Here is a 26,786-nt window from a genome sequence, read left to right on the forward strand (position 1 = left end):
ACAACAAGACGAAGTCGGAGGATCCCATGGCAACAACCCGACAGACATTGGCCGCGGTCGTGGCCGCGCTGCCTCTGCTCTCGATGAGCGTGACGACGCCCGTGCAAGCGCAGGATCATCCGCGCGCAGCCAGGCTGGCACCCCGCATCGATGGTTTCAACGTGGACGAAGTGCGGCGCCTGGAACCGGGCACCGAGCTGAACTTCGACCTGTACGGCACGCCGGGCGGCTATGCCACCCTGCGCATCGATGGCGCCACGCGCAACCTGACCCTGCAGGAAACGTCGCCGGGCACCTACCAGGGCACGTACACGATCGGCACGCACGACCGCATCAACCCCGGCAGCGCCGTCACCGCGAACCTGCGCGTGAACGACATGGTCACGACGCGCCTGCTGGCCGAATCGATCGTGCGCGGACCGGGCCGTGACGACCGCAGCGACCGCACGGCGGCCAACATGCCGCACGTGGACCGTTTCGACGTGCGCGGCAGCGACGACCTCGGGCCGGGCAACGAATTGAAATTCACCGTGCGCGGCACGCCGGGCGCGAAGGTCGAGGTGCAGATCGCCGGTTCGCGCGGCATCTTCTTCCTGCCGGAAGTGCGGCCGGGCGAGTACAGCGGCCTGTACACGATCCGCCGCGACGACCGTATCGCACCGGATGCGGCCGTCACGGCCACGATTCGCGACCATGGCCGTTATTCGACGGCCACGCTGGGACAACCGCTGATGGCGGGCGGCAACGGCCAGGGCCTCAATCCGAATAACCAGCCGCGCGTGGCGCGTTACTGCACGAATTGCGCGACGGTGGAAGCCGTCAACGTCGTGCAGGTCAGCGGCGACGGCAGCTACCTGGGCACCGGTGCCGGCGCCGTCGTGGGCGGCCTGCTGGGCAACCAGGTCGGCAGCGGCAGCGGACGCACGGCGGCCACCGTCGCGGGCGCCGTCGGCGGCGCGATCGCGGGCCGCGAGATCGAACGCAATGCCAATGCGCGGCAGCGCTTCGAAGTCGTCGTGCGCTACGCCAACGGTGCCACGCAGACGATCCCGTACGAAAACAATCCGGGCTTCCGCGTGGGCGACCGCGTGAAGGTCAGCGATGGCGTGCTGATCCGCGACTGATGCGCGACTGATCTGTCCGTCCCAGAAAACAGAAAGCCGGCTTCCGCGAGGAACCGGCTTTTCTCGTTTTGACGCGGGAAGCGGTTCAGACCGTGGCCAGGACCTGGCCGTCGCCTGCGCTGTCCGCTTCGGCCTTGAGCTTGGCGTTCTGCTTGGCGCGCGAGCGCGACGGCGGCAGGCGGCGCAGCGTCTTGAGGGCTTCCGGATCCTTGATGCCGATGGTGCGCTGGTCGACGGTGATCAGGCCGATTTCGTTAAACGCGGACAAGGTGCGGCTGACCGTCTCGAGCGTCAGGCCGAGATAGCTGCCGATCTCGTGGCGCGTCATGCGCAGGTTGAACAGTTTGCTCGAATACCCCATCGCGGCAAAGCGTTCCGCCAGCGAGATCAGGAAACGGGCCACGCGCGCTTCGGCCGACAGGGCGCCGAGCATGCCGATCATGGCCTGTTCGCGCACCAGTTCGCGGCTCATCACGCCATACATCAGGTTCTCGAGCTCGGCATGCACGCGGCCGAGCGCGGTGAGCTTCTTGAACGGCACGAGGATCAGGTCGCAGTCGGACAGGGCGACGGCTTCCGACGCGTAATGGCGCGTGTGAATGCCGTCGACGCCGAGCATGTCGCCCTTCATCGGGAAGCTGAGCACCTGTTCGTTGCCGAATTCGTCGATCAGCACGGTTTTCAGGAAACCGGAGTTGACGATGTACAGGGTGTCGAAAGCCTGGCCGATCGTGTGCACGCGCTGTCCTGTCTTGAACTGTACGTGCTGGAACAGCAATTCCTCGGTGTTCATCGAGACGGCGGCCGGGATGTGGAGCAGGTCGCAGACCTCTTTCAGGTTCGACCAGAGGCGGCCCTGGCGTTGGCGTCCGGCTTCCATCTGTGACGAGTGCAGGGTCGACGGGGAGGCGTTACGTTGTTCTGAAGTTAGCTGGGACTGCATACTCATCTCCAGGTTTAGGATTTCAAAGAACTAAGCTGCGGTCCGGTGGTGCCAGTGCGGTATCGGAGCCACAGAGCTGACTGGATACGGATATGGACCGCAGGCAAGTCGAAACGCTGAAGTCAGTATGCCAACACGAGTCCGGCATTAATATCAGCAACGGCTGAATGTGTAGTAGGAGGGAGCGTCAGCTTGTAGGAATTTTCTTACTGCCAAGCTGCCGATGGAGGGGGAGTCACGAGTGAGGCGCGTGTAGGATTACGCGAGCGGGCGGCGGGCCCTGCATGGCCGGAAAACGCCGGGGCAGGGCACGAAAAGTGTCGCTTGAATGTCAAATCTGTTTCGTGCCTGGCCGTTCAGGCTTTCATCGGCGCAAGCAGTCGATGCGCCACCGCGTACTGGACCATTTCGGACAGCGAGGTCATGCCCATTTTCTGCATGATGCGGGTCTTGTGGGTACTGACGGTCTTGACGGACAAATGCAGGTTGTTGGCGATCTCCGTGATCGATTTGCCGCCCACGAGGAGCGAGAATACCTCGAATTCGCGATCCGAGAGCTGCTTGTGCAGCAGCTGTTCGTTCGGCGCCATGATGTTCAGCGCCAGCTGCTCGGCCACTTCCGTGCTGATGTACGGGCGGCCGGATGCCACCTTGCGGATCGCCCCGACGAGCTGCGTGCCGGCACTTTCCTTGGTGAGATAGCCCTGGGCGCCTGCCCGGATGGCGCGCACGGCGTACTGCTCTTCCTCGTGCATCGTCAGGATCAGGACGGCGAGCTTGGGCGCTTCGCTGCGTACCTGGCGTATCAGGTCGACGCCGCTGCGGCCCGGCATGGACAGGTCCAGCAGCAGCAGGTCGAAGCCGCCCTGGCGTACCAGCGACAGCACTTCGAAGCCGTTGATGGCTTCGCCGACGATCTCGATGTCGAGCGCGCCGTCGAGGATACGCTTGAGGCCCTCGCGCATGATCGTGTGGTCGTCGGCGATGACAATGCGAATCATAAGATGTCCCTTGGGGATCAATTGTAAAATGAAGGTAAAAAGATATCACAGAAGCAACACTGACGTTGCTTTTTTTCGGACAACGCCTGCTGTCCGATGGCGCGCCGCCCCGACTTCCGGTAGGCGCGTCAGGTGCCGGGCTCCCGGATCAGGCGGTGCACCAGCACGGGCTTGGTCGTATGGGACAGCACCTTGTTGGTCACGCTACCTAGCAGCAACTGTCCCCAGCCGCTGCGGCCGTGCGACCCCATGAAGATCAGGTCGCAGTGTTGCTGTTCCGCCACGTCCACGATCTTCAGCGCCGCCGCGTCGGAAAACGCCGTCATGCAGGCGTGCTTCAGGCCGCAACCTTCCGCCGCACGCATGATGGAGCCCATGTACTCCTCGCCGAGGCGCTTCATCTGCTGGACGTACTCCTCTTCGCTGGGGTAAGCGGGCGGAACGATCTCGACATACACGGGGTACTGGTACTCGGGCGCGACGAACAGGGCGAGCACTTCGGCCCCCATCTGTCGCGCGAATTTGACGCCGGCACAGGCGGTGTGCTGCGATACCGAGGAGCCGTCGGTGGTGATCAGAATTTTCTGGTACATGGTGAGCCCTCCCTCACGTCACGCTACCTTCTCATTGTAGTTCGCGTTTCCCCTCTTGGCGGAATGTAAATGCTTGATCTTGCTCAGGGATGTGCTCGGCATTCGGCGCCCAAATACCGGATGTCACAAATGCCTCCGCGATAAAAAAATACAACACATGCTTTGTGAAAATATTCAGAAAATCCTGTAAAAGATTGTCGACAGGCCAAGATTACTCACCAATCGGCAACTCCGGCATTTCAGAAGATTTACCTACGGCAACCACGCTGATACACTCGTCGGGAATTTGTACCGTCAGCGTAATGACGGCAGCCGTACCGCACACAGCAAAGATGATCGCGACATTTAAATTATGGAGAAGCAGGGACTATGACCGACGCCGCTGACGATTTCGACGCATTATTCGAGGAAGTGGCAGCGCAGCGTGCCAGCGCACCCGCTGCCGCTCCGACGCCGGCGCCCGCGCCCGAGCCCGCCGCCGGCGGCGACAGCGGCGATACCGACGACCTGGAGGCCCTGTTCGACCAGGTCGCGGCCACCAGCGCGCCGGCCCCGGCCGTCGTGCCTGCTCCGGCCGCGCCGGCCGCTGCCGCCCCGGCCGAGGGCGGCGAGGAAGAACACAAGGGGATGTACGAGCGCCTCGGCGGCATCGTGCGCCTGCTGCACGACTCGCTGCGCGAGCTGGGCTACGACAAGGCCCTGACCGAGGCGTCGTCCCAGATCGTGGACGCCCAGGACCGCCTGGAATACGTCGCCACCCTGACCGAACAGGCCGCCAACAAGGTGCTGAACACCCTGGACGACGGCATGCCGGCCCAGGACCTGCTGTCCAAGCAGGCCAAGGATATGGAAAACCGCTGGGACGACCTGTTCGCCGGCAAGCTCTCGATCGAGCAGTTCAAGGCCCTGGCCGGCGATTCGAAGCAGTTCGCCCAGCTCGTGTCGGAAGCGACCGAAGCCGAGAAGGCGCGCCTGCTCGAGATCATGATGGCGCAGGACTTCCAGGACATCACCGGCCAGCTGATCAAGAAAGTGGTCGTGATCACCAAGACGGTCGAGAACGAGCTGACCCAGCTGCTGAAGGACAGCGCACCGCCCGACGTGAAAGAAAAACTGGCGCAGAAACAGGCGGCACAGGAACAGCCGCAGCCGCCGCAGCAACTGATGTCGGGTCCGTCGGTGCCGTCCGCGGCGCTCGACCAGGACAGTGTCGATGACCTTCTTGCCGATCTGGGATTCTAATGGATGAAATGCTCAAGGATTTCGTCGTCGAGGCGATGGATCTTGCAGCGAATGTCGAAGAGCATCTGCTGCACCTCGAACGCGATCCCGACAACAAGGAAACGCTGAACGCGGTCTTCCGCTCGTTCCACACGATCAAGGGTGGCGCGGGTTTCATGGGGCTGCCGGCGCTCGTCGCCGCCTGCCACCTTACTGAAAACCTGTTCGACGCGCTGCGCACCGGCGCCGCCCCTGTCACGCCGGGCGCGATCGAAGCGTCGCTGCAGGCGTCGGGCTTCGTGGCCGACCAGCTCAATGACCTGAACAACGGCGCCACGCCGGACCAGCTGCCGCAGATGCCGGCCGATCTCGAGCGCATGCTCAAGGACGCCATCGCCGGCACGGACGCCGCGCCCGCGCCGAAGGCCGCGCCCGCACTCGCGCCTGCGCCGGTGCCCGTGAAGGCTGCCCCGGCGCCAAGCGCGGCCGCACCGGCACCGGCCGCGCCGGGCGCCGACGGTCTCGATTGGGAAGCGATGTACATGGCGGTCGTCCCGGCCGGCACGTACACCCCGGCCGAGGCGCCTGCCGCCGCGCCGGGCACCGCCGTCGAGGCAGTGGCTGCACCCGCGGCTGCCGCGCCGCTGGAAGCCGCGGCAGCGGCTGCACCCGCCGCCGCGTCCGGAAAACCGGGCTGGGACGGCGTCGAGCGCCGCAACGATAACAAGCCCGCCAGCACCGGCCCCGCGAAGGACGAGAGCATCCGTATCGACGCGGTCAAGCTGGACGCGCTGCTGGAAGTGGCCGGCGAATCCGTGCAGGCCGCGAACCAGGCGGCCGTGCTGCTGGAGCGCCTGTCGCAGTTCAAGTTCGAAGGCCAGGCCGCCACCTTGATGGCCACGCTGACGGAAACGCTGGAGCGCGCGTCGCGCTACTCGGCCGAACTGCAGCGCGCCACGCTGGCGACCCGCATGCAGCCGGTGGGCCGCCTGTTCCAGAAATTCCCGCGCCTCGTGCGCGAGCTGGCGAAGGACCTGGGCAAGGACGTCGAGCTGACCATCGAAGGCGCCGAGACGGAAGTCGACCGCGTCGTCGTGGACAGCCTGTACGACCCGCTCGTGCACATGCTGCGCAACGCGCTGGACCACGGCGTCGAGTCGCCGGAAGACCGCGTCGCCAACGGCAAGCCCGCGAAGGCCTACATCCTGCTGAAGGCGTGGCAGGAAGCGAACAGCGTCATGATCGTGCTGCAGGACGACGGCCGCGGCATGGATCCGGCCAAGCTGCGCAAGAAGGCGATGGAGAAGGGTCTCATTTCGGAGAACCAGGCGACGAGCGACGACGAGGCGTACCAGCTGGTGTTCCTGCCGGGCTTCTCGACCAAGGAAGTGGCGTCGTCGGTCTCGGGCCGCGGCGTGGGCATGGACGTGGTCAAGACGGCCGTCGAGAAGAACCGCGGCGCGATCCGCATCGATTCGAACCTGGGTACCGGTACGAAGTTCTCGATCCGCCTGCCGATCGAACTGTCGATCGTGCCGACCATGCTCGTGTCGACGTCGGGCGCGCAGCTGGCCCTGCCGATGGCGGTGGTCGAGCGCGTCGTCGAACTGCCGGAGACCTTCATGCAGGTCGGCGGCGCCCCGGTGCTGAAGGACCAGGGCCGTCCGCTGCCGGTGCGTTCGCTGGCGCTGTCGCTCGGCTACGAGGCATGCGTCGAGCGCGTGGGCATCGTCATCAACGCCCCGCAGCCGTACATCATCGCGGTGGAAGCCGTCGACGGCACGGCCGACCTGGTGATCAAGCCGATGACGGCGCTGAACGTCGAAGGCATCACGGGTACGGCGCGTTCGGCGGAAGGTTCGCTCGTGCTGGTCGTCGGCCTGTCGTTCCTGATGGACGGTTGCCGCACTACCGTGAGGTTGGCCGCGTAAAAAGACGTTGCAGCATTTTTGCCACAAAGCTACGAAAAGCCTGCGCAGGAAATGCGCAGGCTTTTTTTATTTGTGTGTCTGCAAATGGGTCCGAACAAAATTTTTATACGGATGAGTTCATTGGAATAATCGTGCTCGAAGGGCATTGCTTCCGCATTGCACAAATATGGCATAATCAAAGACCATGCCCGCATGTAGCGGTCGCTTTACTGGATTTAACATGTTAAAAACGCTCTACGACAAACTTTGGGATTCGCATGTCGTGCGTGCCGATGCGGATGGCACCACCGTGCTGTATATCGACCGTCACCTGGTCCACGAAGTCACCAGCCCGCAGGCGTTCGAAGGCCTGCGCGAAGCCGGCCGCCCGCTATGGCGCACTTCGGCCAATCTTGCCGTAGCCGACCACAACGTGCCGACCACCGACCGTTCGCATGGCATCGCCGACCCGACCTCGCGCCTGCAGGTCGAGACGCTGGACAACAACACCAAGTCCTTCGGCGTCACGTACTTCAACATGAACGACAAGCGCCAGGGCATCGTGCACGTGATCGGCCCGGAGCAGGGCGCGACCCTGCCGGGCATGACCGTCGTGTGCGGCGACTCGCACACGTCGACGCACGGCGCGTTCGGCGCGCTGGCCCACGGCATCGGCACGTCGGAAGTCGAGCACGTGATGGCCACGCAGACGCTGCTCGCGAAGAAATCCAAATCGATGCTGGTGCAGGTCGACGGCGACCTGCCGGCCGGCGTGACCGCCAAGGACATCGTGCTGGCCGTGATCGGCAAGATCGGCACCGCCGGCGGCACGGGCTATGCCATCGAATTCGGCGGCTCGACGATCCGCTCGCTGTCGATGGAAGGCCGCATGACCGTCTGCAACATGGCGATCGAAGCAGGCGCGCGCGCCGGCATGGTCGCCGTCGACGACACGACCATCGAGTACGTCAAGGGCCGCCCGTTCGCACCGGTGGGTCCGCAGTGGGAACAGGCCGTCGCGTACTGGCGCACCCTGCACTCGGATCCGGGTGCGAAGTTCGACCTCGTCGTGCAGCTGAATGCCGCCGAGATCCGTCCGCAGGTGACCTGGGGCACGTCGCCCGAGCAGGTCACGACGATCGACGGCCGCGTGCCCGATCCGGACAAGGAAAAAGATCCCGTCAAGCGCGACGCGATGGAAAAGGCGCTCGTCTACATGGACCTGAAGCCGAACACCGCGATGGAAGACATCCGCATCGACAAGGTGTTCATCGGTTCCTGCACCAACTCGCGCATCGAGGACCTGCGCGCCGCCGCCGCCATCGTGCGCGGCCGCCAGCGCGCGTCGAACGTGAAGCTGGCGATGGTGGTGCCGGGCTCCGGCCTCGTGAAGGAGCAGGCGGAACGCGAAGGCCTGGACCAGATCTTCAAGGCCGCCGGCTTCGAATGGCGCGAGCCGGGCTGCTCGATGTGCCTTGCGATGAACGCCGACCGCCTGGAACCGGGCGAGCGCTGCGCCTCGACGTCGAACCGCAACTTCGAAGGCCGCCAGGGCCAGGGCGGCCGCACGCACCTGGTGTCGCCGGCCATGGCCGCGGCGGCTGGCATTGCCGGTCACTTCGTCGACGTTCGTAAAATCTGATCCAGCTTAGTCATATGAAAAAAGTAATCGCTCTCGCACTCATCGCAATCGCCGTCGCCGGCTGCAACACCATCTCGGGCGTCGGCAAGGACGTGCAGAAAGTTGGCCAGGTCATCACGGGCGCCGGCGGTCATTAAGGATCAGGAATCATGGATAAATTCACCGTACACGAAGGACTGGTGGTCCCGCTGGACCGGGCCAACGTCGACACCGACGCCATCATTCCGAAGCAGTTCCTCAAGTCGATCCGCCGCACCGGCTTCGGCCCCAACCTGTTCGACGAGTGGCGCTATCTCGACCACGGCGAACCGGGCATGGACAACAGCAAGCGTCCAGTCAATCCGGACTTCGTGCTGAACCAGCCGCGCTACGCCGGCGCGTCGATCCTGCTGACCCGCAAGAACTTCGGCTGCGGCTCCTCGCGCGAGCACGCGCCGTGGGCCCTGCAGCAGTATGGCTTCCGCGCCGTCATCGCGCCGAGCTTCGCCGACATCTTCTTCAACAACTGCTTCAAGGGCGGCATGCTGCCGATCGTCCTCACCGAGGCGCAGGTCGACCAGCTGATGAATGAAGTGAAGGCGTTCCCGGGCTACAAGCTCGTCGTCGACCTCGAGAAGCAGACCGTGGGCACGCCGGACGGCCACCTCGCGTTCGAATTCGCCATCGACGACTTCCGCAAGTACTGCCTGCTGAACGGCCTGGACGACATCGGCCTCACGCTGCGTCACGCCGACGACATCCGCGCCTACGAAGAACGCCATCTGCGCGCGCAGCCGTGGCTCGCCAACACCATCTGAACGAGAACAAGACATGAAGATTGCCATCCTGCCGGGCGACGGCATCGGTCCCGAAATCACCGCGCAAGCCGTCAAGGTGCTGAACGCGCTGGGCGAGTCCTTCGAACTCGAAAGCGCGGACGTCGGCGGCGCCGGCTATGCCGCGCACGGCCACCCGCTGCCGCAAGGCACGCTGGCGCTGGCGAAGGCCGCGGACGCCGTGCTGTTCGGCGCCGTCGGCGACTACAAGTACGACTCGCTGGAGCGCGCGCTGCGTCCGGAGCAGGCTATCCTGGGCCTGCGCAAGGAGCTGGGCCTGTTCGCCAACCTGCGTCCCGCGATCCTGTATCCGGAACTGGCCGGCGCCTCGACCCTGAAGCCCGAAGTGGTGGCTGGCCTGGACATCCTGATCATCCGCGAACTGACGGGCGACATCTACTTCGGCAAGCCGCGCGGCGTGCGCGAGTGCCCGGACGGTCCGTTCGCGGGCCAGCGCGAAGGCTTCGACACGATGCGCTATGCGGAAGGCGAGATCCGCCGCATCGCCCACGTCGCGTTCCAGGCCGCGCGCAAGCGCGACCGCCGCGTGACGAGCGTCGACAAGGCCAACGTGCTGGAGACCTTCCAGTTCTGGCGCGACATCGTCACCGACGTGCACAAGGAATACCAGGACGTCGAGCTCGAACACATGTACGTCGACAACGCCGCGATGCAGCTCGTGCGCGCGCCGAAGAAGTTCGACGTGATCGTCACCGGCAACATGTTCGGCGACATCCTGTCCGATGCGGCCGCGATGCTGACCGGTTCGATCGGCATGCTGCCGTCGGCATCGCTGGATGCGAACAACAAGGGCCTGTACGAGCCGTCGCACGGTTCGGCGCCGGACATCGCGGGCAAGGGCGTCGCGAATCCGCTGGCGACGATCCTGTCCGCCGCGATGATGCTGCGCTTCTCGCTGGGCAAGGCCGAGCAGGCCGACCGCATCGAGAACGCCGTCAAGAAGGTGCTGGCCCAGGGCCTGCGCACGCCGGACATCTACGAGGAAGGCACGACGAAGGTCGGTACGGAACAGATGGGCGACGCCGTCCTCAAGGCATTGGGTTGACCAGGAATACGCCCGGCATGGGCGGAACATTTTTAAAAGAGGGATCAAAATGAAACTAGTAGGTCTGGTTGGTTGGCGCGGCATGGTCGGTTCGGTTCTCATGCAGCGCATGCAGGACGAGGGCGATTTCGCCCACATCGAGCCGGTGTTCTTCACCACGTCGAATCCGGGTGGCATTGCCCCGAAAATGGCGAAGAACGAAACCAAGCTGAAAAGCGCAACCGACATCGCCGAACTGTCGAAATGCGAGATCATCATCTCGTGCCAGGGCGGCGACTACACGACCGAAGTGTTCCCGAAGCTGCGCGCCGCCGGCTGGAACGGCTACTGGATCGACGCCGCGTCGACCCTGCGCATGAGCGACGACGCCGTCATCGTGCTCGACCCGGTCAACCTGAATGTCATCAAGGACGCGATGGTGAACGGCGTGAAGAACTTCATCGGCGGTAACTGCACCGTGTCGTGCATGCTGATGGGTCTCGGCGGCCTGTTCAAGAACGATCTGGTCGACTGGATGACGTCGATGACGTACCAGGCCGCATCGGGCGGCGGCGCGCAGCACATGCGCGAGCTGCTGACCCAGTTCGGCACCATCAACTCGGCCGTCAAGAACCTGCTGGACGACCCGGCATCGGCGATCCTGGAAATCGACCGCGGCGTGTTGGCCACCCAGCACGGCCTGTCGGCCGAAGAAACGAAGCAGTTCGGCGTGCCGCTGGCCGGCAACCTGATCCCCTGGATCGACAAGGACCTGGGCAACGGCCAGTCGAAGGAAGAGTGGAAGGGCGGCGCCGAGACCAACAAGATCCTGGGCCGTCACAACGGCTCCAACGTGATCCCGGTCGACGGCCTGTGCGTCCGCATCGGCGCGATGCGCTGCCACTCGCAGGCGCTGACGATCAAGCTGAAGAAGGACGTGCCGCTGGACGAGATCAACGACATCATCGCGAACGACAACCAGTGGGTGAAGTTCGTGCCGAACACGCGCGAAGCGTCGGTGCGCGACCTGACCCCGGCCGCCGTCACGGGCAGCCTGACGATCCCGGTCGGCCGCGTGCGCAAGATGTCGATGGGCCCGGAGTACATCTCCGCGTTCACCGTCGGCGACCAGCTGCTGTGGGGCGCCGCCGAGCCGCTGCGCCGCATGCTGCGCATCGTGCTGGACAAGTGATGTAAGCTGGCGCCTCCGGGCGCACGAAGAGGGCGGCCCAGTGCTGCCCCGAAGAGCGGCCCCGGGCCGCTCTTTGTCATTCTGGGTTTCGTATAGAATTGACACCGGATCATCCAAAAAACATCATAAGTCTGAATAGACCGTCTACATACGTCAGACTCCTTGAATGTTTCTCCCTGCGGAACTTGCATGCCACAGTGCATGATGATATGTTCCTGAGACCTCCGGCCACGTCGCTCTCGAACCTATGCATGTCACTCCCCGCCTCCCGATGAAGTCGTCCGCACTGAAAAAGCTCACTGCGGCGGTCGCAAGTGCGCTGGTCCTGACGTCGGCGGCCCACGCGGCCGGCCTCGGCAAGCTCACGGTGTTGTCCGCACTCGGCCAGCCCTTGCGTGCCGAAATCGAACTGACGGCGGTGTCCGGCGACGAGGCGTCCGGCCTCACCGCGAAGCTGGCGTCGCCGGAAGCGTTCAAGGCGGCCAACATCGATTTCAATCCGGCGCTGCTGTCGCTGCGCTTCAACGTCGAGCAGCGCGGCGGACGCCAGTTCATCCGCGTCAGCTCCACGCAGCCGCTGAACGAGCCGTTCGTCGACATGCTGCTCGAACTGTCGTGGAATAACGGCCGCCTCGTACGCGAATACACGTTCCTGCTCGATCCGGCCGAGCTGCGCGCGACGCAGTCGGCGCAGGTCGCGGCGAGCGAATCCGCGCGTCCGCGCACGGAAGCGGCGCCCGCGCCGGCGCAACCTTCGACCGCGCCGGCTGCCGAGCGTCCGCGCCGTGCCGCCCGTGCCGAGACCCCGGAAGCGCCCAGGCCGGCGGCCGAGACAGCAGCGTCGTCACGCTACCGCGTCAAGCCGGGCGACAGCCTGGGCCGCATCGCCACTCAGCTGAAACCCGTCGACGTGTCGCTCGACATGATGCTCGTGGCGCTGTACCGCGCCAATCCGGATGCCTTCATCGGCAACAACATGAACCGCCTGAAATCGGGGCGCATCCTGACCGTGCCGGCGGGCGATGCCGTGCGCGCTACGGACGATACCGAGGCACACGGCGTCGTCGTCGCCCACGCGGCCGACTTCAACGCCTACCGCAACAAGCTGGCGGGCCAGGTCGGCGCCTCCGAACCCGTCAAGACCCCGCAGGCGGGGCAGAGCGCGGCCGGCAAGATCACGGCCAAGGTCGAGGAGCGCCCGACCGCCGCGAACGAATCGCAGGACCAGCTCCGTCTGTCGAAAGCCGCCCCGACCACGCCGGCCGGCAAGGGCACGACGATGAGCGCCGAGGACCGCATCGCCAAGGAGAAGGAACTGGCCGATGCGCAGACGCGCGTGCGCGAGCTCGAACGCAACGTGAACGACCTCGAGAAGATCGCCACGATCAAGAGCAAGGCCGGCGCCGAGGCGGAAAAGAACGCTGCCGCGCCTGCCGCCACGACACCGCCGGCACAGCACGCACAAGCGCCGGCACCGCAAAAGCTGCCGACCATCAAGCCGGCCGCGAAGCCCGCCGGCGCGCCGCCGGAACCGGGCCTGATGGACTTCATCATGCAGAACCTGCCGCTGGTCGGCGGCGGCGCGGCCGCGCTGCTGCTCGGCGGCCTGCTCGTCGCCCAGCGCCGCAAGAAGAAGGTCGTCAAGGTAGTGCCGGAACCGGCTATCCTCGGCGTGCCGAGCGAACCCGCGCACTCGATGTTCGCGGAGACGGGCGGCCAGAGCGTCGACACGAACAACAGCGTCTTCAATTCCAGCTTCGCGCCGTCCGCCAGCCAGCTCGACACGAACGAGGTGGATCCGGTGGCGGAAGCCGACGTCTACATCGCCTATGGCCGCGATGCCCAGGCCGAGGAAATCCTCAAGGAAGCCCTGCGCACGCATCCGGAACGCTACCCGGCGCGCCTGAAGCTGCTCGAGATCTATGCCGCGCGCAAGGACCAGCGCGCGTTCGAGACGCAGGCCGCGGAACTCTACAGCATGACGCGCGGGCAGGGCGACGAGTGGGCGCAGGCCGCCGCGCTGGGCCTCACCATCGATCCACTCAACCCGCTGTACCAGCACACCGCCGCACCGAGCGGTCCGGTGGCGAGCACCGAGGAACTGGGCCAGCAGGCCCTGCTGTCGAAGGAGCTGGACGACGTGTTCAGCGCGCCCGACCCGCAGGCCACGCCGACGGCGGCGCTGGCGGGCGAGCCGCTGGACTTCAGCCAGCATTTCGCCGACGCGATGGCGACCGCGCAGCCGGCCCCGGCGCCCGTCACCAATGCACCGTCGACCGAACCCGCGCCGATGGAAGACGATCACGTGCTCGACTTCGACCTGGGCGGCCTCGCGTTCGAACCGGTCGAGCCGGCGCCCGCGCCGCAAGCGGCCGCGGAACCAGCCGCCGACCTGGGTGGCGTGCACGATCTCGACTTCGACATGAGCGCGTTCGAGAAGCCGGCCGAGCCGCCGGCGGCCGAGCCGGCTGTCGCACTCGATAAGGCCGAACACGACCCGCTCGACTTCTCGTTCGACATGGACTTCGCCGCCCCGGCCGCGAACCCGGTGCCGCAACTGGAAGTGCACAGGGACGATGATTTGCTGGCGCCGGCCGCGGCTGCGGCCGCAAGCACCGCTGCCGCCGCCGACATCGAGATGGCCAACCTGGCCCGCGAATTCGACCTGCCCGACCTGCCGACGGAACTGCAGGCCAACCTGCCGCCGGAGCCGGAGCAGCCGGCACGCGATCCGCTGTTCGACCTCGACGCGATGGACTTCGGCCTGGACGAGACGCCGCGCGCAGAAGGTTCGGTTGCAAATTCGGCAGCCTCGATCCCGACGGCCGCGCTGGACGAGCACCTGTTCGACATCCCGGCCACGCCGGCACCGGCCGACGCGCCGTTCGCCGAGCATGACCGCATCGTGCTGGAACCGGCCACGCCGCAGTTCGACGTCGGCGGCTTCGACCTCGACCTGCCGGCCGACGGTTCGCTGCCGCTGCCGGAAGTGCAGTCGCTGTCCGAGCCGCAGTTTGCCGCGCCGGCCGAACCGGCGGAGCCGGCCGCGCTGTCCGCCTCGCACATGGAGATGGAGACGAAGCTGGACCTGGCCATCGCTTACCAGGAGATCGGCGACAAGGAAGGGGCGCGCGAGCTGCTCGAAGAAGTCATCCGCGGCGGCAATCCCGAGCAGGCGGCACGCGCCAACTCGATGCGCGCGGCACTGGTGTAAGGCAGGACGATTTGACACGTATCGCATTGGGTGTCCAGTATGTGGGCACCGCCTGGAACGGGTATCAGAAACAACCATCGCGCGACACGGTCCAGGACCAGCTGGAGATCGCGCTCGAGAAATTTGCCTGCACGCGGCTCGCGACGACGTGCGCCGGCCGCACCGACGCCGGCGTCCACGCCATCGAGCAGGTCGTCCATTTCGACACGGACCTCGACCGCGCCCCGCAATCATGGGTGCGCGGTACGAACGCGTTCCTGCCCGAGTCGATCGTCGTGCGCTGGGCCCACGTCGTGGCACCGGACGCCGACGGGCAGGACTTCCACGCGCGCTTCTCGGCCCGCTCGCGCACCTATCGCTACGTGCTGTACAACCACGCCAATCCGTCGGCGCTGCTGGCCGGACGCGCCGGCTGGGTGTTCCGCCCGCTCGACGTCGAGCGCATGCGGGAAGCCGCCGCGCACCTGATCGGCACGCACGATTTTTCCAGCTTCCGCGCATCCGGCTGCCAGGCGAATTCGCCGATCAAGCAGATGCATGAGGTGAACATCGAACGGATGGGCGACATCATCGTGTTCACGGTGCGCGCGTCCGCGTTCCTGCATCACATGGTGCGCAACATCGTCGGCTCGCTGATCTACGTGGGGACCGGACGCAACGAGCCTGGCTGGATGGCCGAGGTGCTGGACGCGCGCTCGCGCGACGCCGCGGCGCCCACCTTCATGCCGGATGGGCTGTACCTTGCTACAATCGACTACGACCCGAAGTGGGGCTTGCCGCAGGAGCCGGCGCCGCCGCTGCCGTGGCTCTGATCGGCGTCGTTCCCGCGAAAGCGGGAACCCATGCTGAGGCACCAAAGCCCGCACACGTTGCGATGGCGCGAGCTTTGCGATTTCTGCAGATCAGCATGGATCCCCGCCTGCGCGGGGATGACGGTTTCGCATCTAACCCTAGCTTTCTATGAAACGTACCCGCATCAAAATCTGCGGCATCACCCGCACCGAAGACCTGCACGCTGCCGTCGACGCCGGCGCCGACGCCCTCGGCTTCGTGTTCTACGCCAAGAGCCCCCGTTACGTCACCGCGCAGCGCTACGCCGAGCTGGCCCGTGAACTGCCGCCATACGTGAACGCCGTCGCGCTGTTCGTCAACGCGACCGTGGACGAGGTCCGTGCCGTCGTCGCGGCGGGGCCGGTGTCGCTGCTGCAATTCCACGGCGACGAAACACCGGAGGCATGCGCGCAACTGGCGCAGGCCGTGCAACGCCCGTTCACGCGGGCATTCCGGGTAAAACCTGACACGACCGCCGCCGATTTGCTAGAATCGGAAGCTCAATACCGCGCCGCTTCTCCCTGGTTCTCGGGTTTGCTGCTCGACACGTACGTAGATGCCTACGGCGGCGCAGGAAAGGTTTTCGATTGGTCTCTTATTCCAAAAGAGCTCGCGCCTCGGGTCGTTTTGAGTGGTGGCTTGAGCGTACACAACGTGACTGGCGCGGTGGCGCAAGTACGCCCCTTCGCGGTCGACATCAGTAGCGGTGTCGAGGCGGCGAAGGGGATCAAGGATGCCCGCAAGATTGCCGCGTTCATCGACGCGGTGCGGGCAGGCGATGCCACCCTTTTGAGCCAGGAACACCATGAAAGCGAATCAAGTCAACGGCGCAGGTGAATACACTGCAGCGCTGTTCAAGACCCCCGACTATCAACTGCCGGACACCACCGGCCACTTCGGCCCGTACGGCGGCTCGTTCGTCGCCGAGACGCTGAGCCACGCGCTGGCCGAGCTGAACGACGCGTACGCGCGCTACAGCCAGGACCCCGAATTCCTCGAAGAATTCCGCTACGAGCTGGCGCACTTCGTCGGCCGTCCGTCGCCCGTCTACCACGCCAAACGCTGGTCCGAACAGGGCGGCGGTGCGCAGATCTTCTTCAAGCGCGAAGACCTGAACCACACGGGCGCCCACAAGATCAACAACGTGATCGGCCAGGCGCTGCTCGCGAAACGCATGGGCAAGCCGCGCATCATCGCCGAGACGGGCGCCGGCCAGCACGGCGTCGCGACGGCCACGATCTGCGCCCGCTTCGGCCTCGAATGCGTGATCTATATGGGGAGCGAGGACGTCAAGCGCCAGGCGCAGAACGTCTACCGCATGAAACTGCTGGGTGCGACCGTCGTGCCGGTGGAGTCGGGCTCCAAGACCTTGAAGGACGCGCTCAACGAAGCGATGCGCGACTGGGTCACGAACATCGAGAACACGTTCTACATCATCGGCACGGTCGCCGGTCCGCACCCGTATCCGATGATGGTGCGCGACTTCCAGTCCGTGATCGGCGAGGAATGCCGCGTGCAGATGCCGCAGATGACGGGCCGCCAGCCGGACTACGTCGTCGCCTGCATCGGCGGCGGCTCGAACGCGATGGGCATCTTTTATCCGTACATCGACGAGCCGGGCGTGAAGCTCGTGGGCGTCGAGGCGGCGGGCGAGGGCCTCGACTCGGGCAAGCACGCGGCGTCGCTGACGGCCGGCTTCCCGGGCGTCCTGCACGGCAACCGCACCTATCTGCTGCAGGACGAGCACGGCCAGATCATCGAAACGCATTCGGTGTCGGCGGGCCTGGATTATCCGGGCGTTGGACCGGAACACGCGTGGCTGAAGGACAGCCAGCGTGCGGAATACGTGTCGATCACGGACGACGAGGCGCTGGCCGCCTTCCACGACTGCTGCCGCATCGAGGGCATCATCCCCGCGCTGGAATCGTCGCACGCGATCGCCTACGCCGCCAAGCTGGCGCCGACCCTGCCCAAGGACCAGATCATCCTGGTCAACCTGTCGGGCCGCGGCGACAAGGACATGCACACCGTGGCGCAACGGGCGGGACTCAACTTCGGCTGAGCCCCCATCATCGGGCACCTCGAAAAACCGTCAGGTTTTTCGACGTGCCCCATCGTTTGCAACCACAGAATAAGGAATAACAGCATGTCCCGTATCGCACAAACTTTCGACGCCCTCAAGGAACAGGGCAAGACCGGCCTCGTCACCTTCATTACCGCCGGCGACCCGGCCCCGGAACTGACCGTCCCGTTGCTGCACGCCCTCGTGGAAGGCGGCGCCGACGTCCTCGAACTGGGTGTCCCGTTCTCCGACCCGATGGCGGAAGGCCCCGTCATCCAGCGCGCCTGCGAGCGGGCGCTCACTTTCGGCGTCAGCATGACCGACGTGTTCGGCTACGTCGCCGAGTTTCGAAAAACGAACCAGCACACGCCGGTCGTGCTGATGGGCTACGCGAACCCGATCGAGCGCATGGGCCAGAGCGAATTCGTCCGCCGCGCGAAGGCGGCCGGTGCCGACGGCGCCATCGTCGTCGACTACCCGCCGGAGGAATGCGAAGCGTTCGCGGCCGAGATGAAGGCCAACGACCTCGACGTGATCTTCCTGCTCGCGCCGACGTCGACCACGGAACGCGTGAAGCAGGTGGCGCGCCACGGCAGCGGCTTCAGCTACTACGTGTCGCTGAAGGGCGTGACGGGTGCCGGCGGCATCGACACGGCCGACGTGGCCAAGCGCGTGGCAGCGATCCGCGAGCACGTCAAGCTGCCGATCGGCGTGGGCTTCGGCATCCGCGACGCGCAGACGGCGAAATCGGTGGCCAGCGTCGCCGACGCGGTCGTCATCGGCAGCCGCATCATCCAGGAACTGGAAAACACGCCGAAAGAGCAGGGGCCCGCGGCCGTACGCGCCTTCGTCGCCGGGATCCGGGAAGCGCTGGACGCCCGCTGATTCATTCGCAGCACGACACGAACCGGGGCATGCCCCGGTTTTTTTGTTGCCCAGATTCGGGGTCAGAGCACATTTTCTCGAAAATTCGGGGTCAGAGCACTTTTTCGAGCAATTGATTAGTTGTCAGCCAAATCGCTCGCGCCAGAGTGAGCCTGTCGACGTCATGTCGGAATCAATTGATCGGGGCCCCGCCAGCGCGCATCCCGAAAATGTGCTCTGACCCCGAATCTGAAAAAAAAGATGCTCTGACCCCGAATTTGGGAAATTGCTCGAAATCGGGAGCTGACGCCGGTGTCTTTTGATGCGGTCGATTTTCTTGGTGGAAATGGAGCGATAGAGTGGAAGTGCAGTTTTCTTCCACTCAACCCCGGCATCCATATGAAAAAACAAATCGTGCAGGTTTCCGTCGTGCAGTCGGCCAAGGTCATGGCCGCTGTCTATCTCGTCACCGCCATTCCCGTCGTCGTACTGGCCGGGTTGTTCATGTCATCGTTCATGCCTGCAGGCGCCGGCATCGCCATGCTGATCATGATGCCGGTGGCCTACGCGGTAGGCGCCTTCATCGGCGCTGCATTCGGTGCGTGGATTTACAATCTGGTCGCAGCCCGCATCGGCGGCTTCGAATTCACGACGGCGGAGGTCAGCGAGGCCGCCGTGCGCTGACGCCGGGATCGTGCACGACATTGCCGGGGCCAAGCGCCCCGGTTCTCATTTCTGCTAGCGCAACTTTGCTAAGAAGGCAAGTAATTAACGGCAAGAATTCGACAAGCCTGATGCGAACGGCTACACTACGCCCAATTCCAGAATTGCCGCAAAGGAGAGAACATGAGTTGGTTGGAAAAGCTGCTGCCCCCCCGGATCCAGCGCTCCGATGCCGCCAAACGCCAGACCATGCCCGAAGGCCTGTGGGTCAAGTGCCCGTCGTGCGAGTCGGTCCTGTACCGCGCCGACCTGGAGTCGAACCTGCATGTCTGCCCGAAATGCAGCCACCACATGCGCATCCGCGCCCGCGAGCGCCTCGACGCGCTGCTCGACGAGGGCGGCCGCTACGAGATCGGCCAGGACGTGCTGCCGGTCGATACCCTCAAGTTCAAAGACAGCAAGAAATATCCTGATCGTCTGAAGGACGCGATGGAAGCCACCGGCGAGACCGATTCGATGGTCGTGCAGGGCGGTTCGATCATGAGCCTGCCGGTCGTGGTCGCCTGCTTCGCCTACGAATTCATGGCCGGCACAATGGGTTCCGTGAACGGCGAGCGCTTCGTGCGCGGCGCCCAGGTGGCGCTCGAGCAGAAGGTGCCTTTCATCTGCATTACCGCCAGCGGCGGCGCGCGCATGCAGGAAGGCCTGCTGTCGCTGATGCAGATGGCCAAGACCACGTCGATGCTGACCAAGCTGGCCGAGAAAAAACTGCCGTTCATCAGCGTGCTGACCGACCCGACGACGGGCGGCGTGTCCGCTTCGTTCGCGTTCATGGGCGACGTCGTCATCGCCGAACCGAAGGCCCTGATCGGCTTCGCAGGTCCGCGCGTGATCGAGAACACGGTGCGTGAAAAACTGCCGGAAGGCTTCCAGCGTTCCGAGTTCCTGCTGCAAAAAGGTGCCATCGACATGATCGTCGACCGCCGCAAGATGCGCGAAGAAATCGCGCAACTGCTCGCCCTGCTGCAAAGCCAGCCGGCCGACGTCATCGCCTGATTCGCTGTCACCGCGCGGCCGGCTGCTTGTGCAAAGCAGCCGGGCGGGCGCATTCCGGAAGCCATCCCATGCCTAACCTGCCGACTACCTTGCCCGACTGGCTGGCGCTGCTCGAGTCGCGCCATGCCGAAACCCACATCGACATGGGCCTGGACCGTGTGCGCGCCGTCAAGGAGCGCATGGGCCTCGCCTTTTCCTGCCCCGTGATCATGGTCGCGGGCACCAACGGCAAGGGCTCGACCTGCGCCATGCTGGAAGCCATCCTGCTGCAGAGCGGCTACAAAGTCGGCCTGTACATCAAGCCGCACTTCCTCGACTTCAACGAGCGCGCCCGCATCAACGGCGACATGGCCAGCGACGACAAGCTCATCGCCGCCTTCAACGACGTCGAGGCGCGCCGCGGCGACATCGACCTCACGTATTTCGAATTCACGACGCTCGCGATCATGCATCTGCTGTCGACGTCCGGCGTCGACGTGGCGATCCTGGAAGTGGGCCTCGGCGGCCGCCTGGATGCCGTGAACGTGATCGATGCGGACGTGTCCATCGTCACGAGCATCGACATCGACCACAAGGATTATCTCGGCGACACGCGCGAAGAGATCGGCTTCGAGAAGGCCGGCATCTTCCGTCCCGGGAAGCCCGCGATCTGCAGCGATCCGCAGCCGCCGCAAGCGTTGATCAAGCATGCGGAAGACATCGGTGCCGACCTGTGGCTGCTGGGCCGCGATTTCAACTACCAGGGCGACAAGCAGCAGTGGGCCTACGGCGGCCGCACGCAGCGCCGCAATTCGCTCGCGTATCCGGCGCTGCGCGGCGCCAACCAGCTGCTGAACGCATCGGCCGCGCTGGCCGCGCTGGAAGCGCTGCGCAACGTGCTGCCGGTCGGCGCGCAGGAAACGCGCGCGGGCCTCGCGATGGTCGAATTGCCGGGCCGCTTCCAGGTGCTGGCGGGCCGTCCGACGACGATCCTCGACGTCGCGCACAACCCGCACGCGGCCGCGACGCTCGCCCAGAACCTGGGAAATATGGGGTTCCACCGTTTCACGTACGCCGTGTTCGGCATCATGCAGGACAAGGACATCGACGCCGTCATCGCCCACCTCGCGCCGACCATCGACCACTGGTGCGTGACGGCGCTGCCGTCGCCCCGGTCGGCCGACCCGGCCGTGCTGGCCGAGAAGCTGCGGGCATTGAAGCCGAGTGGTGCGAAAGACGACGAATTCTCGGTCAAAACGTTCGCGAATCCGGCCGATGCATTCGCAGATGCAACAAGCCGGGCCGGACAGGATGATAGAATAGTGGTCTTTGGCTCGTTCTATACCGTGGCTGGCGTGATGGCAGCCCGTAAATCCTCTCTTCATTGACGTGACACCGCATGGGCTTGTTCTCCCGTAAAAGCAAGCAGGACCGCCTCACCGAGGACAGTGGCCGCTTCTACAGCAAGGACGACGACGCCGCGATTGGCGAGCGCGCCCGCGCCAAACGCGCCAGCAATGCCGGTGGCGGCGCATCGCGCCGTCCCGGTGCCGACCCCATGCTCCCCGAAAAGAAGCGCGCCCGGCGCCGTCTCGTCGGCGCCATCGCGCTGGCGCTCGCGGCGGCCGTCGGCCTGCCGATGCTCCTCGATTCCGAGCCCAAGCCACTCGCCGGCGACATCGCGATCCAGATTCCCGCGAAAGACAAGGCCGCGCCGCTGCCCGTGCCGGCCGCTGACAAGGCCGTGTCCGCCGCGGACAGCGTCGACAAGGGCGAGGAAGTGGTCGACGCACCGCCGCCCGCGCCCGCCGCGAAGGCCCCGGCCGCCGTCGCCGCCGCCAGGCCGGAGAGCGTCGCGACGCAGCCGCCGGCCATGATCGCGCCGAAACCGGAGCCGAAGGTCGAGCACAAGCCCGAACACAAGGAAACGCCCGCGGCCGAGCACAAGGATGCGAAGGCCGAGGCGCGCCTCGCCGAGAAGGAAAAGGCGGAACGCGCGAAGGCCGAGCACGACCGGGCCGAGCACGAGAAGGCGGAGCGCCTCGCGCGTGAAGCCCGGGAGAAGGCGAAGAAGGCCGAGGACAAGCCCGTGAAGCCGAAGGACGACGCGGCGCGCGCCATGGCCATCCTGGAAGGCAAGCCGGCGGAGAAGGACAAGCCGGCCGAGGCCTCGTCGCAGCGCTTCGTGCTGCAGGTGGCCGCACTGTCGAGCCAGGAAAAGGCGGCGGAAGTGCAAGCGAAGCTGCGCGAAGCGGGCATCTCGTCGTACACGCAGAAGACGTCCACCCCCTCCGGCGAACTGATCCGCGTTAGAGTCGGCCCCCTGAACAAGGAAGACGCCGAGAAAGTACGCGCCAAGCTGGGCCGCCTGGGCTTGTCCGGCGCCATGACCCCAGTCTGATTCGATTGAAGCCGTGACGATTTTCGACTACGTGGTGTTGTTCATCCTGATCTCGTCGGTCGTCATCAGCACCATGCGCGGCCTGGTGAAGGAAATCCTGTCGCTGGTCGGCTGGGTGGCGGCCTTCATCGTGGCCAACGCCTTCGGCGCGAAACTGGCACCCATGCTACCATCCGTGATTCCGGGCGAAGCCTTGCGGCTGATCGTTGCCTTCATTGCACTGTTCCTCGGCGTGCGCGTGCTGATGGGCCTGCTGGCCCTTGCGATCAGCGCCCTGATCGAGGCCTCCGGCCTGTCCCTGGCCGACCGCGGACTCGGCGGCCTGTTCGGATTGGGCCGGGGTATTGTGATCGTGCTGGCCGGCGTCATATTGTGCGGGATGACATCCATCCCCCAACAGGCTTTCTGGAAAGACGCGCTGTTCTCGCCCATGGCGGAAACCGGAGCGCGCACCGTCAAACCTTTCTTGCCCGCTGCCTTCGCGCAGCACGTGCAGTTTTGAAACACCCTTTTGTCTAGCTGTCCAAGTTTAGGAGCACACCATGTGTGGCATCGTCGGCGTCGTCTCGCAAGCCCCCGTCAACCAGCTGTTATATGATGCGTTGCTGCTGTTGCAGCACCGCGGTCAGGACGCAGCGGGGATTGCAACCAATCACAGCAGCATGTTCTCGATGTACAAGGCCAACGGCCTCGTGCGAGACGTCTTCCGCACGCGTAACATGCGTTCGCTGCAAGGCAATTCCGGCATTGGCCACTGCCGCTACCCGACCGCCGGCTCGTCCAGCGAAGAGGAAGCGCAGCCGTTCTACGTGAATGCCCCGTTCGGCATCACCCTTGCGCACAACGGTAACCTCACGAACCAGGAACAACTGAAGGAAGAGCTGTTCCGCATCGACCGCCGCCACGTCAACACGAACTCCGACTCGGAAGTCCTGCTGAACGTGCTGGCCCACGAGATCGCCACGGCCGCCGACGGCTACTCGCTCGATCCGGACGCCGTGTTCAAGGCCGTCGCGCACGTGCACCGCCGCGTGCGCGGCGCGTACGCCGTCATCGCCCAGATCGCCGGCCACGGCCTGCTCGCGTTCCGCGACCCGTTCGGCATCCGCCCGCTGTGCCTCGGCATCAACGAGACGGAGAACGGCCCCGAATACCTCGTCGCAAGCGAATCCGTCGCGCTGGAAGGCCTGGGCTTCCGCTTCGTGCGCGACATCGCGCCGGGCGAAGCCGTCTGGGTCGACGCCGACCGCCAGCTGCACACCCGCCAGTGCGCCGAGAATCCGTCGCTGAATCCGTGCGCGTTCGAATACGTCTACCTGGCCCGCCCGGACTCCGTGATCGACGGCGCCTCCGTGTACGCCACCCGCCTGCGCATGGGCGAATACCTGGCCGAGAAGATCCGCAAGGAGATTCCGGTCGAAGAGATCGACGTCGTGATGCCGATCCCGGATTCGTCGCGTCCGGCCGCCATCCAGCTCGCGCTGAAACTGGGCGTCGAATACCGCGAAGGCTTCATCAAGAACCGCTACGTCGGCCGCACGTTCATCATGCCGGGCCAGGCGATGCGCAAGAAGTCGGTGCGCCAGAAGCTGAACGCGATCCCGTCCGAATTCAAGGACAAGAACGTGCTGCTCGTCGACGACTCCATCGTGCGCGGCACGACGAGCCGCGAGATCGTGCAGATGGCGCGCGAATCGGGCGCCCGCAAGGTGTTCTTCGCGTCCGCCGCGCCGCCGGTCCTGTACCCGAACGTGTACGGCATCGACATGCCGACGCGCGACGAGCTGATCGCCCATGGCCGCACCGTCGAGGAAGTGTGCCGCGAGATCACGGCCGACCGCCTCGTCTACCAGGACCTCGATGCGCTGAAGAAGTCGATCTCCGACGTCAACCCGGCCCTGACGAACGTGGAAGCGTCGTGCTTCGACGGCGTCTACGTCACGGGCGACGTCACGCCGGCCTACCTCGACCAGCTGGAGCACGCGCGCCACAAGTCGTCCGGTAAATCGTCGGAAGACATCGTGCGCACGCAACTGAACCTGAACCCGCCCGTCGCGGCGGAATAACGCGTATTCCGTAGGGCGGGCACCCGGTGCCCGCCTGGCATATCGCGGCCCATCATTCAAACGACCATGAGCGACAAACCCAACTACGGCTTCACCACCACCATCCTGCACAACGATCGCAGGAAGTCGATCGAACACAACTCGCTGCACAAGCCGATCCACACATCGGTCGCGTTCGGCTACACGGATGCGCGCCAGCTCGCGTCCGTCTTCCAGGGCAAGGAACCGGGCTTCCGCTACGGCCGCCAGGGCAACCCGACCGTCAGCGCGCTGGAAGACAAGATCAGCAAGATGGAAGACGGCGTCACGTCGCTGTGCTTCGGCACCGGCATGGCTGCCATCGGCGCGCTCGCGCAGGCACTGCTGCGCGCCGGCGACCACGTCGTGTCGTCCTCGTTCCTGTTCGGGAATACCAACAGCCTGTGGAACACGGTGGCCGCGCAGGGCACGGAAGTGTCGTTCGTCGATGCGACCGACGTCGCGCACGTGGAAGCCGCGCTGAAGCCGAACACGCGCCTCGTGTTCGTCGAGACGATCGCCAACCCGCGCACGCAGATCGCGGACCTGGCCCGCATCGGCGCACTGTGCCGCGCGCGCGGCATCCTGTACGTCGTCGACAACACGATGACGACGCCCTACCTGTTCCGCCCGAAGGCGGTCGGCGCGGGCCTCGTCGTGAACGCGCTGACGAAGTCGATCGGCGGCCACGGCATGGCGTTGGGCGGCGCGGTCACGGACACCGGCGTGTTCGACTGGAGCGCCTATCCGAACATCGCCGACAACTTCCGCCGCCAGCCGGCCGCCGCGCAGGGCATGGCCCAGCTGCGCGCGAAAGCGCTGCGCGACTTCGGCGCATCGCTGGCGCCGGAAGCGGCCCACCACATCGCGGTCGGCGCCGAAACGCTCGCGCTGCGCATGGAGCGCACGTGCGCGAACGCCCTGGCATTGGCCCGCATGCTCGAGGCCGATGATCGCGTCGCCGCCGTCCACTATCCTGGCCTGGAATCGCATCCGCAGCACAAGCTGGCGTCCGAACAATTCCGCGCGTACGGCTCGCTGTTCAGTTTCGAGCTGAAGGAAGGCATCGACTGCTTCGATTACCTGAACCGCCTGAAGGTGGCGATTCCGGCGTCGAACCTGGGCGACACGCGCACGCTCGTCATCCCGGTCGCGCACACGATCTTCTTCGAGATGGGCGCCGAGCGCCGCGCCAGCATGGGCATCGCGGAATCGCTGATCCGCGTGTCGGTGGGTATCGAGGATACGGCCGACCTGCTGGCCGATTTCGGTAACGCGCTGAACGGTTGAGCCCGGGCGACGCTGCGGTTATGATCGACTTGTTGCCATTCATCTATTCGCCATGAAGACTGTCCTGTTCTGTGCCGCATTGCTGTGCGGCGGTGTCGCGCTGGCTGCCGAGCCCGCAGCAAAAAAAGGTGCTGCGCCGAAGCCGGTCGCCGCCGCCCCGTCCGCCAACGTCGCCGCCGAGCTCGCTGAAGCGGACGCGCTGTTCGCCAAGAAATCGTATCCGGACGCGCTGGCGAAATACACCAAGCTGGCGAACGCCGGCAACGTGATGGCCCAGCAGCACCTGGGTGAAATGTATTTCTACGGCGAGGCCGGCAGCGTCGACATGGACAAGGCCGCGCAATGGTTCCAGAAGGCGGCCGCCAAGGGCAATGCCGTCGCCATCGCATCGCTCGAGCTGATGAAGCAGCGCGAGGCCCGGCGCGCCGACCTCGACTACTGGATCGCGAAATACGACGGTTCCGACGTGCGCACCAACGACTACCGCTGCCCGGCGCCGCGCTTCCCGACCATGTCCAAGGTCAACGAGGAAATCGATTACTACAGCGGCAAGATGAAGGATTGGGAAGCGTGCCACAACCGTTGGGTGAAGCAGCTGAACGCCTCCCTGCCGCTGACGAAACGCATCCCGGAAGACATCGCGAAGCTGATGACGAAGGACGAGACGGAGAAGGCGAACGTGCACCTGAAGGAGGTGGGCGATCGCCTGGCGGAAGACACCAAGGTGGCCGGCCGGATGATCGTGGCGGACTTCGACGCCTGGCGCGCAGGCACGGAAGCCTACGTCAAGGAACACAACGAGATGGTCAAGAACGCGCCGCCGCCGGATAACGACAAGTAAGCGTTGGGAGGCGCG

The 26,786-nt window shown here is 65.2% G+C and carries 24 protein-coding genes; 21 read left to right on the plus strand and 3 right to left on the minus strand.

Annotated elements, in window-relative coordinates:
* Positions 1 to 26 precede the first annotated feature (26 nt).
* Positions 27 to 1,124: a glycine zipper 2TM domain-containing protein gene (locus ACEN9H_RS05730; RefSeq protein WP_413674069.1), complete on the plus strand. Its 1,098-nt coding sequence runs from the start codon at positions 27 to 29 to the stop codon at positions 1,122 to 1,124.
* Between the two features lie 85 nt (positions 1,125 to 1,209).
* On the opposite strand, the gene ACEN9H_RS05735 is transcribed toward ACEN9H_RS05730, so the two are convergent.
* From ACEN9H_RS05735 to ACEN9H_RS05745, 3 genes are all read right to left on the minus strand, one after another.
* Positions 1,210 to 2,004, minus strand: coding sequence for a Crp/Fnr family transcriptional regulator (locus tag ACEN9H_RS05735; protein WP_056136692.1), 795 nt, complete (start codon positions 2,002 to 2,004; stop codon positions 1,210 to 1,212).
* A gap of 419 nt (positions 2,005 to 2,423) precedes the next feature.
* The gene (locus tag ACEN9H_RS05740; protein WP_413674070.1) at positions 2,424 to 3,068 is read right to left on the minus strand and encodes a response regulator; all 645 of its coding nucleotides are present in this window, start codon (positions 3,066 to 3,068) and stop codon (positions 2,424 to 2,426) included.
* Between the two features lie 128 nt (positions 3,069 to 3,196).
* Complete coding sequence (locus tag ACEN9H_RS05745) at positions 3,197 to 3,661, minus strand: universal stress protein (RefSeq protein ID WP_056136694.1); 465 nt, start codon at positions 3,659 to 3,661, stop codon at positions 3,197 to 3,199.
* 369 nt (positions 3,662 to 4,030) lie between these two features.
* Here ACEN9H_RS05745 and ACEN9H_RS05750 point away from each other — a divergent pair, with 369 nt between their 5' ends.
* The 20 genes from ACEN9H_RS05750 (at position 4,031) to ACEN9H_RS05845 (ending at position 26,771) form a co-directional block, all read left to right on the plus strand.
* Complete coding sequence (locus tag ACEN9H_RS05750) at positions 4,031 to 4,903, plus strand: protein phosphatase CheZ (RefSeq protein ID WP_371767587.1); 873 nt, start codon at positions 4,031 to 4,033, stop codon at positions 4,901 to 4,903.
* A complete protein-coding gene (locus ACEN9H_RS05755) occupies positions 4,903 to 6,813 on the plus strand; it encodes a chemotaxis protein CheA (protein ID WP_413674071.1) in 1,911 nt (636 codons plus the stop codon). Before ACEN9H_RS05750 ends, ACEN9H_RS05755 begins: the two co-directional genes overlap by 1 nt.
* Before the next feature lie 220 nt (positions 6,814 to 7,033).
* A complete protein-coding gene (leuC, locus tag ACEN9H_RS05760) occupies positions 7,034 to 8,434 on the plus strand; it encodes a 3-isopropylmalate dehydratase large subunit (RefSeq protein WP_413674072.1) in 1,401 nt (466 codons plus the stop codon).
* A 14-nt stretch (positions 8,435 to 8,448) separates the two neighbouring features.
* The gene (locus tag ACEN9H_RS05765; RefSeq protein WP_413674073.1) at positions 8,449 to 8,571 is read left to right on the plus strand and encodes a lipoprotein; all 123 of its coding nucleotides are present in this window, start codon (positions 8,449 to 8,451) and stop codon (positions 8,569 to 8,571) included.
* A 12-nt stretch (positions 8,572 to 8,583) separates the two neighbouring features.
* A complete protein-coding gene (leuD, locus tag ACEN9H_RS05770) occupies positions 8,584 to 9,231 on the plus strand; it encodes a 3-isopropylmalate dehydratase small subunit (protein WP_056136701.1) in 648 nt (215 codons plus the stop codon).
* A gap of 13 nt (positions 9,232 to 9,244) precedes the next feature.
* Positions 9,245 to 10,315, plus strand: a complete 1,071-nt coding sequence (gene leuB, locus ACEN9H_RS05775) for a 3-isopropylmalate dehydrogenase (protein ID WP_413674074.1) — start codon at positions 9,245 to 9,247, stop codon at positions 10,313 to 10,315.
* Positions 10,316 to 10,364: 49 nt separating this feature from the next.
* Positions 10,365 to 11,486, plus strand: coding sequence for an aspartate-semialdehyde dehydrogenase (gene asd / locus ACEN9H_RS05780; RefSeq protein ID WP_082577194.1), 1,122 nt, complete (start codon positions 10,365 to 10,367; stop codon positions 11,484 to 11,486).
* Positions 11,487 to 11,733: 247 nt separating this feature from the next.
* The gene (locus ACEN9H_RS05785; protein WP_413674075.1) at positions 11,734 to 14,700 is read left to right on the plus strand and encodes a FimV/HubP family polar landmark protein; all 2,967 of its coding nucleotides are present in this window, start codon (positions 11,734 to 11,736) and stop codon (positions 14,698 to 14,700) included.
* A gap of 11 nt (positions 14,701 to 14,711) precedes the next feature.
* Positions 14,712 to 15,512 carry a tRNA pseudouridine(38-40) synthase TruA gene (truA, locus tag ACEN9H_RS05790; RefSeq protein ID WP_413674076.1) on the plus strand — a complete coding sequence of 267 codons (801 nt, stop codon included), beginning with the start codon at positions 14,712 to 14,714 and terminating at the stop codon, positions 15,510 to 15,512.
* 148 nt (positions 15,513 to 15,660) lie between these two features.
* Positions 15,661 to 16,368 carry a phosphoribosylanthranilate isomerase gene (locus ACEN9H_RS05795; protein WP_413674077.1) on the plus strand — a complete coding sequence of 236 codons (708 nt, stop codon included), beginning with the start codon at positions 15,661 to 15,663 and terminating at the stop codon, positions 16,366 to 16,368.
* Positions 16,337 to 17,593, plus strand: a complete 1,257-nt coding sequence (gene trpB / locus ACEN9H_RS05800; protein ID WP_413674078.1) for a tryptophan synthase subunit beta — start codon at positions 16,337 to 16,339, stop codon at positions 17,591 to 17,593. Before ACEN9H_RS05795 ends, trpB begins: the two co-directional genes overlap by 32 nt.
* An 84-nt stretch (positions 17,594 to 17,677) precedes the next feature.
* Complete coding sequence (gene trpA, locus ACEN9H_RS05805) at positions 17,678 to 18,478, plus strand: tryptophan synthase subunit alpha (protein WP_056136715.1); 801 nt, start codon at positions 17,678 to 17,680, stop codon at positions 18,476 to 18,478.
* A 291-nt stretch (positions 18,479 to 18,769) separates the two neighbouring features.
* Positions 18,770 to 19,141, plus strand: coding sequence for a hypothetical protein (locus ACEN9H_RS05810; RefSeq protein WP_413674079.1), 372 nt, complete (start codon positions 18,770 to 18,772; stop codon positions 19,139 to 19,141).
* Positions 19,142 to 19,303: 162 nt separating this feature from the next.
* On the plus strand, positions 19,304 to 20,176 hold the full coding sequence (gene accD, locus ACEN9H_RS05815; protein ID WP_056136719.1) for an acetyl-CoA carboxylase, carboxyltransferase subunit beta: 873 nt from the start codon (positions 19,304 to 19,306) through the stop codon (positions 20,174 to 20,176).
* Between the two features lie 68 nt (positions 20,177 to 20,244).
* Positions 20,245 to 21,543, plus strand: coding sequence for a bifunctional tetrahydrofolate synthase/dihydrofolate synthase (gene folC, locus ACEN9H_RS05820; RefSeq protein WP_160410289.1), 1,299 nt, complete (start codon positions 20,245 to 20,247; stop codon positions 21,541 to 21,543).
* Positions 21,544 to 21,554: 11 nt separating this feature from the next.
* Positions 21,555 to 22,556 (plus strand): SPOR domain-containing protein, encoded by a 1,002-nt coding sequence (locus ACEN9H_RS05825; RefSeq protein ID WP_413674080.1) that lies wholly within the window; start codon positions 21,555 to 21,557, stop codon positions 22,554 to 22,556.
* A gap of 13 nt (positions 22,557 to 22,569) precedes the next feature.
* Positions 22,570 to 23,058 (plus strand): CvpA family protein, encoded by a 489-nt coding sequence (locus ACEN9H_RS05830; RefSeq protein ID WP_056136726.1) that lies wholly within the window; start codon positions 22,570 to 22,572, stop codon positions 23,056 to 23,058.
* Between the two features lie 40 nt (positions 23,059 to 23,098).
* Positions 23,099 to 24,622 carry an amidophosphoribosyltransferase gene (gene purF, locus ACEN9H_RS05835; RefSeq protein ID WP_056136727.1) on the plus strand — a complete coding sequence of 508 codons (1,524 nt, stop codon included), beginning with the start codon at positions 23,099 to 23,101 and terminating at the stop codon, positions 24,620 to 24,622.
* Positions 24,623 to 24,688: 66 nt separating this feature from the next.
* Entirely contained in the window at positions 24,689 to 25,930 is a 1,242-nt protein-coding gene (locus ACEN9H_RS05840; RefSeq protein ID WP_413674081.1) for a cystathionine gamma-synthase family protein, read from the plus strand.
* Between the two features lie 52 nt (positions 25,931 to 25,982).
* A complete protein-coding gene (locus tag ACEN9H_RS05845; RefSeq protein WP_371770825.1) occupies positions 25,983 to 26,771 on the plus strand; it encodes a tetratricopeptide repeat protein in 789 nt (262 codons plus the stop codon).
* Positions 26,772 to 26,786 lie beyond the last annotated feature (15 nt).

Origin of the sequence: Massilia cellulosiltytica (genome assembly GCF_047325105.1) — a bacterium.
Taxonomy (GTDB): domain Bacteria; phylum Pseudomonadota; class Gammaproteobacteria; order Burkholderiales; family Burkholderiaceae_D; genus Telluria; species Telluria orientalis.